This window comes from Rahnella inusitata (assembly GCF_965118895.1).
Lineage (GTDB): Bacteria > Pseudomonadota > Gammaproteobacteria > Enterobacterales > Enterobacteriaceae > Rahnella > Rahnella inusitata_A.
Window position 1 is genome coordinate 157,771 of the sequence record NZ_CBCPJJ010000022.1, and the last position, 14,050, is coordinate 171,820.

10 protein-coding genes are annotated in these 14,050 nt (G+C 47.5%); 6 read left to right on the forward strand and 4 right to left on the reverse strand.

Going from position 1 to position 14,050, the window contains the following annotated elements; all coding sequences use genetic code 11:
• Nucleotides 1-5: 5 nt before the first annotated feature.
• Both ACMHLI_RS18670 and ACMHLI_RS18675 read right to left on the reverse strand, forming a co-directional pair.
• Nucleotides 6-698, reverse strand: coding sequence for a molecular chaperone (locus tag ACMHLI_RS18670; protein ID WP_413530762.1), 693 nt, complete (start codon nt 696-698; stop codon nt 6-8).
• A gap of 51 nt (nt 699-749) precedes the next feature.
• Entirely contained in the window at nt 750-1,274 is a 525-nt protein-coding gene (locus ACMHLI_RS18675) for a fimbrial protein (RefSeq protein ID WP_413530763.1), read from the reverse strand.
• 412 nt (nt 1,275-1,686) lie between these two features.
• Here ACMHLI_RS18675 and ACMHLI_RS18680 point away from each other — a divergent pair, with 412 nt between their 5' ends.
• On the forward strand, nt 1,687-2,613 hold the full coding sequence (locus ACMHLI_RS18680) for a LysR substrate-binding domain-containing protein (RefSeq protein ID WP_413530764.1): 927 nt from the start codon (nt 1,687-1,689) through the stop codon (nt 2,611-2,613).
• Between the two features lie 224 nt (nt 2,614-2,837).
• On the opposite strand, the gene ACMHLI_RS18685 is transcribed toward ACMHLI_RS18680, so the two are convergent.
• Nucleotides 2,838-4,292: an NAD-dependent succinate-semialdehyde dehydrogenase gene (locus ACMHLI_RS18685; RefSeq protein ID WP_413530765.1), complete on the reverse strand. Its 1,455-nt coding sequence runs from the start codon at nt 4,290-4,292 to the stop codon at nt 2,838-2,840.
• Nucleotides 4,293-4,300: 8 nt separating this feature from the next.
• Complete coding sequence (locus tag ACMHLI_RS18690) at nt 4,301-5,569, reverse strand: 4-aminobutyrate--2-oxoglutarate transaminase (protein ID WP_413530766.1); 1,269 nt, start codon at nt 5,567-5,569, stop codon at nt 4,301-4,303.
• Between the two features lie 140 nt (nt 5,570-5,709).
• On the opposite strand from ACMHLI_RS18690, the gene ACMHLI_RS18695 reads away from it, so the two are divergent.
• The 5 genes from ACMHLI_RS18695 (at nt 5,710) to ACMHLI_RS18715 (ending at nt 14,002) form a co-directional block, all read left to right on the forward strand.
• Nucleotides 5,710-7,302, forward strand: a complete 1,593-nt coding sequence (locus tag ACMHLI_RS18695; RefSeq protein ID WP_413530767.1) for a PLP-dependent aminotransferase family protein — start codon at nt 5,710-5,712, stop codon at nt 7,300-7,302.
• 1,513 nt (nt 7,303-8,815) lie between these two features.
• On the forward strand, nt 8,816-9,442 hold the full coding sequence (parA, locus tag ACMHLI_RS18700; protein WP_056779683.1) for a ParA family partition ATPase: 627 nt from the start codon (nt 8,816-8,818) through the stop codon (nt 9,440-9,442).
• Nucleotides 9,439-9,648: a plasmid partition protein ParG gene (locus ACMHLI_RS18705; RefSeq protein ID WP_056779680.1), complete on the forward strand. Its 210-nt coding sequence runs from the start codon at nt 9,439-9,441 to the stop codon at nt 9,646-9,648. The genes parA and ACMHLI_RS18705 overlap by 4 nt, the downstream gene beginning before the upstream one ends.
• A gap of 1,387 nt (nt 9,649-11,035) precedes the next feature.
• A complete protein-coding gene (locus ACMHLI_RS18710) occupies nt 11,036-12,022 on the forward strand; it encodes a replication initiation protein (RefSeq protein WP_413530768.1) in 987 nt (328 codons plus the stop codon).
• A 360-nt stretch (nt 12,023-12,382) separates the two neighbouring features.
• Entirely contained in the window at nt 12,383-14,002 is a 1,620-nt protein-coding gene (locus ACMHLI_RS18715; RefSeq protein ID WP_413530769.1) for an ABC transporter substrate-binding protein, read from the forward strand.
• Nucleotides 14,003-14,050 lie beyond the last annotated feature (48 nt).

Consider the following 14,050-nt stretch of genomic DNA (forward strand, 5'->3'; position numbering starts at 1 on the left):
GCATATCAATTAAGTGGTGAAGTTAATGGGGGAGTTAGCCCGCCAAAATCAGTGATACTGGTGTAGGTAACATTACTCGCACTTTCACTTCCTGCAGGCAGGGTGTAATGGGCTTCTTCTTTCGGTAACACCAAATCAACTCCCGGTACATCTTTACCTGCAATTTTCACTTCACCGAGGGTGACTGAATAAGCAGACGGATTTTTAACAATGAGCTGGTTACCCTGATGCGACCATTTTAATTGTGCAGGAGCATCTTCTACTTTGCCTGCCAAGCCTACCGGACGGTAAAACATTTTGATTCGGGTCTTTATGGCCAACTGTAATACGTTCTGGCTATCACCTGCGGCAGGTGCTGGCGGAATAGCCTTAACATTTACCCAGTACACGGATTCACGGTCTGCAGGAACCTCACCCGGTGTTTTAATGATACGCAGCATATTTTCATTTTTTGCATTCAATCTAAACAGCGGGGGTGTAATAGCGAAAGGTACTTTCTTATTGCCATTTTTGTCATCAACCCAGGATTGCACCAGAAAATATTGCTCCGTATTTTTGTTAGTCACATTAATGGAAGTTTCTTTACTGCTTGCATTGTAGATTACCCGTGTGGCACCTAAAACAACTCCGCCAGCAGCAAATACGGAATGTGAAGCTGCCATAAGAAAAATAGCAGCTACGATTTTATTGCTTTTCATAATAATCTCTCTGAGTTACCGGCATCAATAATGATGCCGGTTGATATATACTTATTTATAAGCTAACTGGAAATCAGCCTGTGCATTGGCATGGCCAGATACAACAGGGATAGCAGTCGCTTTATAACGTGCTTTGAAATATAAAATATTTTGACCTGCAACCAGAGTGGTATCGTCACTGGCTTTGTTCATTGAAACAATTTTTCCAGCCTGATCGGAAATTTCAATACCAACACCCTTCGCTGCACCTGCTTCACCGCCAACGGCCAGCAAATCAGTATCCAGTACATCAGATGTGCCGCGGAAGGTAACCGTTGCAGTTTTCAGAGTTGCAATGTTGCACTCCTCCAGATTAATTTTGAAGTTAGTAAAGGCTGAAGTATCTTTAGCTTTAGCGAAGGTAGATGATTTTACCTGGCCCAAGTTAACATCTTGGTACTGACTATCACTTGCAACAACACAAGGGGTTTCAACAATATCGCCTGTGAAGTTGATTGTGCCATCTTTTGCCATAGAAGACTGACTGAAAGCCACAAGAGAAAGCGCAACACACAAGATAGATTTATTCAGAGTCATGATTTTTTCCTTAATATATAGATGAAACATCCATTCACTTGGATATTTGTTTTGATGAAAGTGACAGCATTCATATATCAAATACAGTAATAAATCAGGCCGCCTTACATCGTGACTCGCATATTAATGGATTTATGAAATAAGTCACCTATAAAAAACAGAGAAAGAGAAGGAGAATGAGCGACAGCGAGCAAGTTATTGTTTTTAAAAAATTTATTTTAATGAAGTATTACTTAATTTTAAATTAAGATAATTAAAAACAAATTTCCATTGCATAAGCACTCTAAATAACGTGTACAAATTTCTCTTTACTGTGCTAACTTACAATTATGTAACACCCACTAATCTAGAGTATTTTCATTTTTGCTTAATACAACGACGAATTAGTTAAGTGAATCTTAATTGAGGTAATATGAGAAAGGACAGCAGCAAGCAGATAGACTTAAATCTACTAAGGTGCTTTACCCTACTTTATCAAAATAAAAGTATTTTTCTGACAGCAAAACAACTTGAGTTATCGTCGTCGATGGTTTCTATCCACTTGCGTAAGCTCAGGTTTTACTTTGATGATGCATTATTTATTAGACGAAAGAAGTTATTTTTACCCACCCCTTTTGCAGATTCACTTTACATGAAAGTCTCTCCAGGGATGGCATTAGTGGCGTCTGCATTAGAAAGGCTAAATGTTAGCCAGGCAGGACAGCGTTTGATAACCATTGGTTCAACGCCGTATATTACCAGTCAGGTAGTGCCGCTCATAATGCAGCTAAAGTCTGAGGATGAGAGCTTGTCAGATATAGGGATCAGCCATGTGGAGCTGCCCAGTACGATAGAGGCGATTACTTTGCTTCTGGATAGTTCGAAAGCGGATATCGTTCTGTCTTATACTCCATTAAACAATATCGGCCTGGAGTGCAGGAAGTTATTCACTGATTCAGTTGAAATTATTTGCTCAAAGCAACATAGCTGCCTTACTCAAAAATCCATCACTAAAGCGGAGTACCAAAATGGAACGCATGCTGTGCTGGACACGCTATCGCCAGCCATACATAACATCAAGCAGATGGTCGAAACACAATTTCCAAACCGAAATATAGGTTTCAGTAGTAGCTATTATCTCGACTTGCTGGCAGTGGTTGAAATCTCAGATATGATCTGTCTGGTACCACAAATGCTATTTAGCAAAATGCGCGCTTCATTTAACATTAAATCTCTTTCGTATAATTTTTCTTTAGGATTCAGGCCGCCACCCTTGTACGTGGTTTTCCGTAAAGACAGGCTGCTTGATCCTGGCATGAAATGGATATTTGATATTTTGAGCAAGCTCGAAGAGGGCTAACTGCACGATATTTAAAGTAAAACACCAGAATTGTGTTCTGGTGTTTTGACTGTTTACCCTGAAGCTATAGAAGCGGCTGTAGCACCAATGAATCTTAGTGTGTTTCCCGCTATCCTCCAGCGAATTATTTTACGGCACGCCCGCCGGAATTCACCGTAAGAGCGTGGCGTGCCTATTATTAAAAACATTCGTAGTGGCTGCTTCACAGCCCGTCATCTTGAGTCTTACTCACCAAGCTCGATGCACAGGTATTTCATTTCCAGATAATCGTCCATACCGTGACGTGAGCCCTCACGTCCCAGCCCGGACTGTTTGATGCCACCGAACGGCGCGACTTCATTGGAAATCAGCCCGGTGTTAATGCCTACCATCCCGTATTCCAGCGCTTCAGGCACCCGCCACTGGCGTGCCGCATCACGCGTGAAAATGTATGCCGCCAGCCCGAACTCTGTGTCGTTGGCCATCGCCACGGCCTCGGCTTCGTCAGTAAAGCGGAAGATGGGCGCGACCGGTCCGAAGGTTTCTTCGCGGGCGAATTTCATCGCCGATGTGACATTCCCCACCACCGTTGGCTGAAAGAACGTACCGCCCAGCGCGTGCTGTTCCCCGCCGGTCAGCAGCGTTGCGCCGTGAGACAGCGCATCCGCAATGTGTTCGCTCACTTTAGCAATCGCCGCATCATCAATAAGTGGCCCCTGCGTCACGCCAGGTTGCATACCCTCGCCAACACTGAGCTTTTCTACTTCTGCCACCAGTCTTTCTACCAGCGCGGGATAGATGCCTTGCTGGACATAAATACGGTTGGCGCAGACGCAGGTTTGCCCGCTGTTACGAAATTTCGATGCCATAATGCCCGCTACCGCGCGTTCCAGATTGGCATCATCAAAGACGATAAACGGCGCGTTGCCGCCGAGTTCCAAAGAGAGTTTTTTCACCGTTGGCGCACTTTGTGCCATCAGGATACGTCCCACTTCGGTCGAACCGGTAAAGCTGAGCTTGCGAACCACCGGGCTGTCGCAAAGCACTTTACCGACTTCATGGGCGGAACCGGTGATCACCTGCAGGACGCCATCAGGAATACCGGCTTCAATCGCCAGCTGCCCGAGGGCAAGCGCAGTGAGTGGCGTTTGTTCAGCCGGTTTGACGATCATCGCGCATCCCGCCGCCAATGCAGGCGCGGCCTTGCGGGTGATCATCGCCGCCGGAAAATTCCACGGGGTGATCGCCGCGCACACGCCAATCGGTTGTTTCAGCACCAGCATGCGCTGTGTCGTCTGAACCGGCGCCAGCACGCTGCCTTCGATACGTTTAGCTTCTTCCGCAAACCATTCTATAAAGGAGGCGGCATAAACAATTTCGCCCCGCGCTTCCGCCAGCGGCTTGCCCTGTTCTGCGGTCAATAAGGCCGCCAGATCGTCCGCATGTTCGATCATCAGTTGCGCCCATTTTTGCATCAGCGCAGCACGTTGTTTGGCGGTTTTCTCCCGCCAGCCCACTTGTGCCTGTTCCGCATGGATAATCGCCTGCGCCGTTTGCGCGGTAGTGATTTGTGGAACACTGCCGACAACCGCACCGGTCGCCGGATTGATCACGTTTTCACGTTCGCCATTTTCGCTGTCCAGCCATTCACCATTGATCAGGCATTGCTGGCGCAGCAGTATTTGATGTTTCAGTTGCATGAGATCCCTCAGTCAGCCAGAACGCGAGATAAAATCGCCAGTGCTTCTTTGAACTGGGCGTCAGGGATAGTCAGCGGATACAGAAAGCGGATCACGTTGCCGTGTACGCCACAGCTCAGCATCAGCAAACCGGCATCCAGCGCCTTGCGCAGATATTGTTTGGTCAGCTCCGGCGAAGGCCTTCCGGTAGTCGGATCGTTAAATTCGGCGGCTACCATCGAACCCCGAGCGCGGACATCCACCAGCGCAGCACAGTTGCCTTTCGCGGTTTCCAGCACCTCGACCAGTTCTGCCCCCAGACGATTAGCACGTTCACACAGTTTTTCTTCGTCGATAATGTCCAGCACCGCCAACGCAGAGGCGACGGCCAGCGGGTTACCGGCATAAGTGCCGCCAAGGCCACCCGGTTCCGGCGCATCCATCAATTCAGCGCGGCCAGTCACGCCAGAAATAGGCAGACCGCCGCCGAGGCTTTTCGCCATAGTGACAAGATCAGGTTTCGCATTGCCGTAGTACTCCATTGCGAACATTTTGCCGGTGCGCGCAAAGCCGCTCTGCACTTCATCGGCGATCAGTACAATGTCGTGGCGGTCGCAGATGTCACGCAGAGCCGTGACGAAATCATCCGGTGCGATGTTGAAACCGCCCTCCCCCTGGACAGGTTCGAAGACAATCGCGGCGACCTGCGACGGACTGATGTCACTGCGGAAAATACGTTCGATGCTGTCGAGCGCCATTTCTGTACTAACGCCATGTCGGGCGTTCGGGAATTGCGCGTGGAAAACGGACGACGGGAACGGCCCGAAACCTACTTTGTACGGCACCACTTTGCCGGTGAGCGCCATGGTCAGTAACGTGCGTCCGTGAAATGCGCCGGAGAACGTGATGATGCCGGGGCGACCGGTTGCGGCTCGGGCAATTTTCACCGCGTTTTCCACTGCTTCAGCACCGGTTGAGAAAAAGGTCGTTTTGACTTTTCCGGCCACTGGTGAAATTGCGTTAATACGTTCCGCCAGAGTGACATAACTGGAATAAGGCACGATCTGATAGGCCGTGTGCGTAAACAGGTCGAGCTGTTTTCGGATCGCTTCAACGATTTTCGGGTGGCGGTGACCGGTATTCAGCACGGCAATCCCTGCCGTAAAATCAATATATTCCTTACCCTCTTCATCCCACAGCGTGGCATTCTCAGCCTTCGCTGCGTAAAAATCACACATGACGCCGACACCGCGCGGTGTCGCTTCTTTACGGCGTTTTTCCAGTTCGCTGTGACTCATGTTTTTCTCCTGCCCTAAGGCTGATGCTTTTGTGGGTTACGGGGTCAATCAAGTATGAAAGTTGTTATCTACCCTTGTTTTTTATCCTGTCAGCGGCCCTATAATCCAGAACCAGTTCTGTTTATTTCGAGGATCCACTTTTGCGATCACTGCTTTCTGACCTCATTTTTCAGCGGCTGAACCGTATTGCCGATGCCACTCCAGGCACCCTGCTCAAGCGGGTTTATCAGGCATTACAACAGGCTATCTTCGACGGCAGCATCAGTCCTGGAAGCCGCCTGCCCGCTTCTCGAGATCTCGCCAAAGAATTGGATATCTCCCGTAATACGGTGCTCGCGGCCTATGAACAATTGCAGGCCGAGGGATATATTCAGACCCGGACGGGAAGCGGGACCTTCGTCAGCGCTGATTTACCAAAAGACGGCGTGATTGCCGATAAAACGCTAACGAAGTGCGAACCGGCGCGTAGCCACGTCACGCTTTCTAAACGCGGCTCGCAGTTGCTGACTCGCACCGGTGTCGCCTCACACCAATGGGGTGCATTTATGCCAGGCGTGCCCGATGTCACTCAGTTCCCGCACGATATCTGGCGTAAGCTGCAAAACCGTCTGAGCCGTCGCCTGCATCCTGAATTTCTCACCTACTCCCGACACGGGGGTTGCCCGCAACTGCAACAGGCACTGACGGATTATCTGCGCATTGCACGCTCTGTAGAGTGCGCGCCGGACCAGATCCTCATCACCGCTGGTACCCATCAGGCACTGGACTTGCTGGCGAAAATGCTGTGTGACCCGGGGGATATAGCATGGATTGAAGAACCGAGTTACTGGGGGATCCGTAACGTCCTTTCGGTGAACGGGGTAGAAATTCATCCGATTGCCGTGGACGATAACGGGATGGACCCGCCCGAAAATCAACCAGAATCTCGTGCACCAAAGTTGATATGCGTGACACCGTCACATCACTATCCGTTGGGGTCCGTAATGGGTCTGGCGCGTCGACAAAAAATCCTCGCGCTGGCTGCGCTGCAAGGCAGTTGGGTGGTAGAAGATGATTACGACAGCGAGTTTCGCTATTCCGGCAGCCCCATCCCCGCACTTCAGGGGCTGACCAGCGATGCGCCGGTCATTTATATCGGAACGTTTAGCAAAACATTGTATCCCGCAATGCGTATCAGCTACGTCGTTTTGCCGCGTCCGCTGGCGTCCCGACTGAAAATCGCGCACTCCGAGTTGTATCGTGGGGGGAACGGGCTGACGCAGCTGACTTTGGCGGAGTTTATTCGTGAAGGGCATTACGCCGCGCATATCCGCCGCATGCGGTTGATTTACGGCAAGCGCCGTAGCGCATTGACGCGATTGATCGAGCAAGAACTCGGCCAGGAATTTATGTGCGAAAACAGTAACGCCGGGTTACATCTGATTCTTTCCTTACCGGATTCAATTGACGATGTGACTCTGAGTGCAGAGCTCGAACAAAAAAATGTGCTCACCCGGCCGCTTTCTGCTTACTACCTGCGCCCTGCTCCACGGCGGGGATTATTGCTAGGTTATGGATGCGTGGCTGAAGAAGATATCGAAGCGGCTTTTGGACATATCGTTGATTCACTAAAGCGAAGGATGAAACCCCAAAGGGCAATAGCGAATGTAAATGCGGTTACGGTGGGTGGAGACCTGCAAGATTGTGAATCGGCTTTAACCTTAAGGGGTACCAAACATCATATTGGGCACTGACGTTTTATTCCCCAGCCTGCCGATTATCTTCAGGCTTTAGATATGGGACACAATAAAATCTCTGGAGGTGTCATAGCGATGCCTCCTGCAATCTTGTAATTCTGTAATTCTGTAATTCTGTAATTCTGTAATTCTGTAATTCTGTAATTCTGCCACATCAGGATTCATGAATCTCCGAATCCAATAATCCATAAATCAAATAATCCATAAATCCTGTGATTCCTAATCCACCCTTTGAGTCAATCCTATAATCCCATAAGCTTGGAATCTCATAGGGATTGTATCTTCTCTCTTCAGAATCATCCCAGCTTGGGATGACAGAATCCTACAATCCTGGCACTTACTAAATACTGATAATTGAATCTCAGGATTGCATAATCCCATAATATAAATCCTATGATTACCGGATTAGTCTTCTGTTAATGAGAATCCGCTGTCAGAACAGAATCCTGTGATCTTATGATTTATAAAACATAATTACTTATAACACATTGATATTATTACTATAATTACGAAACCCCATGATGAGATAGATCATAATAATCCCAGGATTATGGGATGTTTATGTAATCATGTAATCCTAAAATCATCTTCTTCATCTCTTTAAAGACACATAGCAAAAAAATTTACACTTTGTCATTGTAATCTCAGAATCTTTGAATCATCCCTTATGCGGGGATTCTGGAATCCAGAGATAATTATCATTCGCCCTGTGAATCCCGTGATACCATATTCACCGAATCACCACATCCTATAATCCTGACGCACTGCATGCGCTAATCACAGAATCCTATAATTACAAAATCCCAGAATCGTTGACTGAATGATTCGGTGATTCCAGAACCTAAGAATCATACACTTCTACAATTTAATGATTCAATACTCATTAACTCTTAGGATGGTGAGATGGTGAGATGGTGAGATGGTGAGATGGTGAGATGGTGAGATGGTGAGATGGTGAGATGGTGAGATGGTGAGATTTTATGTGGGCGATCTGCCTTGTCCAGTAAATTTATTGAATGCTGTTTGACGATACTCATTTTCGAGCGGATAGGATCAGAGGAAAAGAAGATTTTAAAATCATAGCATCTCTGAATCTAGCAATCCTGGAATTCCAGAATCACATAACGTTGAACTTCTCGAATGATGGGATAACGAGGTTTACTGAATCTCCTAATCTCCTAATCTCCTAATCTCCTAATCTCCTAATCTCCTAATCTCAGGATTGAAACATCCCCCATATTGAAATCCACACTACACATCAAATTCATACCCATACCTCACAACTACCTATGATAAAAAAAGATTACATAATCCTTGAATCACAGGATTTTATAATTCAATAATCCTTAAATATTGAAATCCTCGGATGCAAACCTTATAGTAGCAGCTCAATCCTATGATTCATGGATTTAGAAATCTCATAATCCTAAGATTACAAACTTTTTGTATCCTGAAATCTCAGAATTTTAGGATGCGAGTAACTCACCGAACGCTTCATCAAGAGGGTGTTATGGCAGCGAAAATTATTTCCTTCCTCAACGGGAAGGGCGGGGTAGGGAAGACCACGACGTCCATTAACATTGCTACCTGTCTTGCGAGACAAGGCCATAAGGTCGTGATGGTCGATACCGACCCACAAGGAAGTATCAGCAACTGGTACGACGATAGCAAATGTCAGTTCGATCTGGCGGAAGCCGCCTCTGAAAAAGAAGTCTATACCGTACGTAAGCAATTGAAAGAATATGATTACGTGGTAATTGATGGAGCAGCCGCAATTTCAGCAATTTCATCGGCCGCTGTCATGGTCAGTGATTTGGTGCTGATCCCCGTGACACCGTCACCTTTAGATTTTGCCGCCTGTGGCGCTATTCTAGCCGTCGTGGAGGCACGCGAAAACTTGCAGCCGGTGATAGCGCGTTTCTTGATCACTAAAAAGGTCGCATCCGCTAAGATGCTGGAAGTACTTAAAGCCTCGATTGCTGATACAGGCGTTCCTGCACTACGTACCGGCACGACTCAGCGCCAGGTTTACATACGTACGATGATGGACGGGGGCACTGTTTTCGATACAACGGATGGTAACGCGAAGGGCGAGATTGAAATCATGACAAAAGAAATTACGGAGTTGTTGAAATGAAAATGAAACTTGGGCAGCACAGACAACTGACTACAGCACTGGACGCTGTAGCGAAGCCACCTGCTTCCGTGAAAAAATTGCAGACCAACATTGATGAAGAGCTGCATCGCCGCTTCAAAACCAGCTGCTTCCTACAGGATCGCGAGATGAAAGACGTATTGACTGAGTTGATCCAGGGCTGGCTTATCAATAACGAACGCTCGTGAGTCACTGATCTTGAGCAGAAGCGGGCCAAAGCAGGCCCGTTTCTGGCAAATACCGCACTAACCCTTTGCCAGATAAGCAATATTTTGCGCTTCGATATTTCCCCAAAGACCCTACCAGACTTAAAGAAGATCCCAAGATCAAATAATGTTTTGTTTCTTTTTAAAGTTTAGATCTTTCTCTTTAAGGGGCATTTTTAACCTTATTTATTAATAGGTTACACGCTTTATTGTGGAGGGTTTTCCTGTCTGGGGTGGAGATCATTCCTGTTGGATGTGGATCCTTTTCATGGTCAATGTAGAGTTTTTTCCTGTGGATAAACTCTTTAGGGATCAGAAGATTATCGACGTGGAGAGATTTCCTGTGGATATCCTGTCTGATACGCTAATCCTACGCCCATTCTAGCCATTTCTTCGCTAACTTACCGTCAGAAAACACTTTTTCTCCAAGGTGGAGGGATTTCCTGATCACCTGAGTTATTCCATATGTGGAAGAATTTCCTGTGACAGCGTCACGTGATGCCACAACTGTCACTTTTGAATCGTGATCGCGCTATGTCTGGCAAATCTGCTTCATCACTTTCACAGTAAAAGTGCATATGTGGAAAGATTATCTGATCGCTAAGTTCTCTTATGTGGAAGAATTATCTGATCAACTTATTCCATAGAGAGGAGACGTTAAGTTGATTAATCATTTTAAATCAATATTTTACTTGTTTAAGTGACATTGTCACATCTGCATATGTGGAGACATTACCTGATCTCTTAACGTTATTGATGTTAGATAAATTCGATCCGATGAAGAGTTCCGCTCACATAAGTGGAAAGATTTCCTGATCCACAAGCTGGGGGATACGTGGAGACATTTTCTGTGATCCTGCCAAAAACCAATGTGGAGAGATTTCCTGATCATGCGATTGCTTTTCGCGATATGTGGAAAGATTATCTGATCCCTCAGTGAGAAATAGGTGGAGATTTTTCCTGTTCAGCTTCGTGGATAGGGCACTTTCGGCAATTCCGAAAAAGTGAGATGCCGATCTCAAAACTACTACGTATGATTAATCAGCACTCAGGGCACTTATGTGGAGTGATTTTCTGTTATCTGGGAAAATTTTATCTTTCCACGATGAAGAATAACCGCGAACGTCAAAAATGATCGTCGATGGTATATGTGGAGTGATTTCCTGTAAAAAGAGTCATGATCCAAGATGTTAAAAAAAGGATCCTCAGTCGTTCTGAAATCAATATGTGGAGATTTTTCCTGATCCATCTTTTTCGATCCTCACTTAAATTATTGAAATTTAATGAGTAAATAACACCTGTTTTTACTTTACGTTAGTATTTTTTATGTGGAATAATTTACCTACTTTCCACCTATGGATCCTGCTACATGGAACTGAATAAACTGACCGTAGTTCAGGGGAACGATCTTCTGGAAGGCGCTTACAGCGTCACTCTGGATGAAATGCGCCTGCTGAACCTGGCTCTGGCACAAATTGATAGCAGGAAACCGCAACCAGACACGTTGTACCGTCTTTTTCCTCAGGATTATCAGCGTATCTACGGGGTAAACCCGACCAGCAGCCACCGGCAGCTGCGCGAAGCGGCGGAAAGCCTGATGAAAAAACCGGTGACGATCTACAAACCGGACGTCAAAACCGGCAAGGTACGTACCGTGCAATTGTCCTGGTTCTCGCGTCTTGAATACGTCAGTAGCGACGATCATAGCGCGGTGGTACTGAGGTTTGGGCAGGATGTTGCGCCGTATCTCTATGAACTCAAAGAATCTTTTACTAAATTGAATTTTGCCAACATTGCAAAACTCGATACCCCTTTCTCCGTTCGCCTGTATGGCTGGCTAATCAAAGCTAAGAACCTCTACGGACGCCGCAGCGGTAAAGCTATTGAAGTGACCCTGGATCTTAACTGGATGCGCGAGAAGGCCGGTTTGGCGGGCAAATATGAGGATTATCGTGACTTCCGCCAGAAGCTGCTGGAGCCAACGATTAACCGGATCAATGCCAACACGGATATCTCCGTGGTTTGGGAACCGGTGAAGCAGGGCAGAACGGTCATGTCCATCAAGTTCGCCTACGTGGATGAATCCACACCAGAGGCCAGTAAACCACTGCGTCCGCGGTTACCACGCCGTCCGCGTGCTGTTGCGGGCTCTGCGCTGGAAGGCGAGTGGGCGCGGCGCTGTATCGCTATCTTTGAAGAGTATCGCGATAAATTAAGTGCTTACGATGTGGATGAGAAAGCGACATTACCGGATCTGCGCAAACTTTCAGGTTGGTACAAGATGATTGGCGAGAAGAACAAACAAAAAGAGATCCTCTCCGAAGTCAGCGCCCGTAGCAAGAAAGCTGTCGCGTAGTCGCCTTACTGCTGAATCAGTAATCACGGCGTATCTTTCACGAGATACGCCGTTTTTTATTGCCCGAGATCCCACCGTCTTATTCGGTCTGTTTCTTCGGATCCGCTGCTTCTCAGTGCCAAGGAGTTAGTAAGTACTTACTGGGTGTGATCAGGAAAAGTTTCCACATAACCGTTTTGGCGACTTTTAAAGCAATCTCTCCAAAAGCTATAAGCCATATTTTTTCGTTGTTAGACAAGGACAAACCCCAACCTTACTCTTCGTCATGTTTTGTAAACTGCATGCACACATATTGATGAGGGATGTCTTTTGGCTACAGTACCGAATTCTTTTAAAATCGCATTACTGGCCAGTGCCGTAATGTTTTCTTCTTTTGGATTTGCTGATGACGTGCTCAAAGAAGGCATCACGCCAGCGACCGATGCCAGTCAGGTACCTGCTTCTGCAAAACTGCGCACCGACACCGTAATAGCTGGGATCTCCGAACCGCAGGGGATTTTCAACCCGTACTTCTTTGTAAATGGGTGGGACGAGAACGTCACTAACGTTATCTTCGCTCGGCTGGTCGACTGGGACAGTCAGGGCAAGCTGGTTCCCGGCCTGGCTGAAAGCTGGACGGTGAGCCCGGACGGTAAAACCTACACCATCAAGTTGCGACCGGACCTGAAATTCAGCGATGGCTCACCGCTGACGGCAGAGGATGTCGCTTTCACCCTGACCGTGCTATATGACCCGAAATATGACGGTGACACGGATATCACGCTGGCACACATCGCAGGTGGTGATGATTACAAACAAGGCAAAGCTGACAGAGTCAGCGGCCTGAAAGTGGTGGATCCGCTGACCCTGCAAGTTACAACTACCCAGCCCGGTGCGACCACGCTGCAAAAGATCGGCGGCCCGGTGCTGTCGAAAGCGTATTACGGCAAAGACTATCAGCGTGGAAATCTCGATTACCTGCGCACGCTTCATGGCAAACCGCTCGGTAACGGTCCGTATGTCTATGATAAATACATTCCGGGGCAGGAGATCCGTTTCCACGCTAATACTAATTACTACCGTGGCGTCCCGCCAACCCCGCGCTTCATCTATCGTGTCACTAATCCATCGACTAACTTCCAGTTATTCCAGACCGGCGATACCGATTACGATGCGTTCACTTCCCGTCCGGATGATATCGAACAGCTGAAGTTACTCGGCTTTGCCAACATCAACCTGTATGGATCCAGCGATTACAGCAAGATTGAATTCAATTTAAAACGCCCGGCTTTGCAGGATGCGAAAGTGCGTCAGGCGCTTATTTACGGGCTGGATCGTCAGAAACTGATCGACGTGGTGTATCAGGGCTACGGTACTGTCGCTATCGAGCCGATTTCGCCGATCTCCTGGGCTTACAACACAGAAGGTGTGAACCCGTATAAATTCGATCCGGCGCAGGCGAAGAAATTGCTCGATGAAGCGGGATGGAAAACCGGCGGCGACGGCATCCGTGTAAAAGACGGCAAACGTCTGGAACTGACGCTGCTGGTGAGCAAAAAAGTGCTGAACGATGCGCTGATCCCGATCGCTAAAGAGGATTATCAGAAAATTGGTGTGCTGCTGAAACCTCAGGTGGTGGACTTCAATGCGCTGATGTCACAACGCAAGGCCGGTAACTACGATCTGGCGTCCTTCAGCACCAGTACGCTGAACGATCCACACGATGGCGTATGGGACTTCTACAGCACCGAGGCTGCCGTTCAGGGTTATCACAATGCTGAAGTGGATAAGCTTATCAACGAAGGGAACGCCACGCTGGATATCGAAAAACGTAAGCCGATTTATCATGAACTCTATAAGGTGCTGGCTAATGATCCTCCGGTGATCTTGCTCGGTAACCGTAAGATTCTTTCGGCCAGCAGCGCCCGCGTGACCGGCTTCAAACCGGACATCTATAACGGTCTGACCGGCAGTCTGCCGGATGTCAAAATCGTCAAATAATCAAAATCACGTTGCTGCCGGTTTTTACCGGCAGCTTCAATGAGAAAG

Bases quoted from the DNA above. Each gene is read 5' to 3' on its own strand.
- ACMHLI_RS18690 (WP_413530766.1), bottom strand. From the start codon at position 5,569: ATGAGTCACAGCGAACTGGAAAAACGCCGTAAAGAAGCGACACCGCGC.
- ACMHLI_RS18680 (WP_413530764.1), top strand. From the start codon at position 1,687: ATGAGAAAGGACAGCAGCAAGCAGATAGACTTAAATCTACTAAGGTGC.
- ACMHLI_RS18685 (WP_413530765.1), bottom strand. From the start codon at position 4,292: ATGCAACTGAAACATCAAATACTGCTGCGCCAGCAATGCCTGATCAAT.
- ACMHLI_RS18705 (WP_056779680.1), top strand. From the start codon at position 9,439: ATGAAAATGAAACTTGGGCAGCACAGACAACTGACTACAGCACTGGAC.
- ACMHLI_RS18710 (WP_413530768.1), top strand. From the start codon at position 11,036: ATGGAACTGAATAAACTGACCGTAGTTCAGGGGAACGATCTTCTGGAA.
- ACMHLI_RS18670 (WP_413530762.1), bottom strand. From the start codon at position 698: ATGAAAAGCAATAAAATCGTAGCTGCTATTTTTCTTATGGCAGCTTCA.
- ACMHLI_RS18715 (WP_413530769.1), top strand. From the start codon at position 12,383: ATGTTTTCTTCTTTTGGATTTGCTGATGACGTGCTCAAAGAAGGCATC.
- ACMHLI_RS18675 (WP_413530763.1), bottom strand. From the start codon at position 1,274: ATGACTCTGAATAAATCTATCTTGTGTGTTGCGCTTTCTCTTGTGGCT.
- parA (WP_056779683.1), top strand. From the start codon at position 8,816: ATGGCAGCGAAAATTATTTCCTTCCTCAACGGGAAGGGCGGGGTAGGG.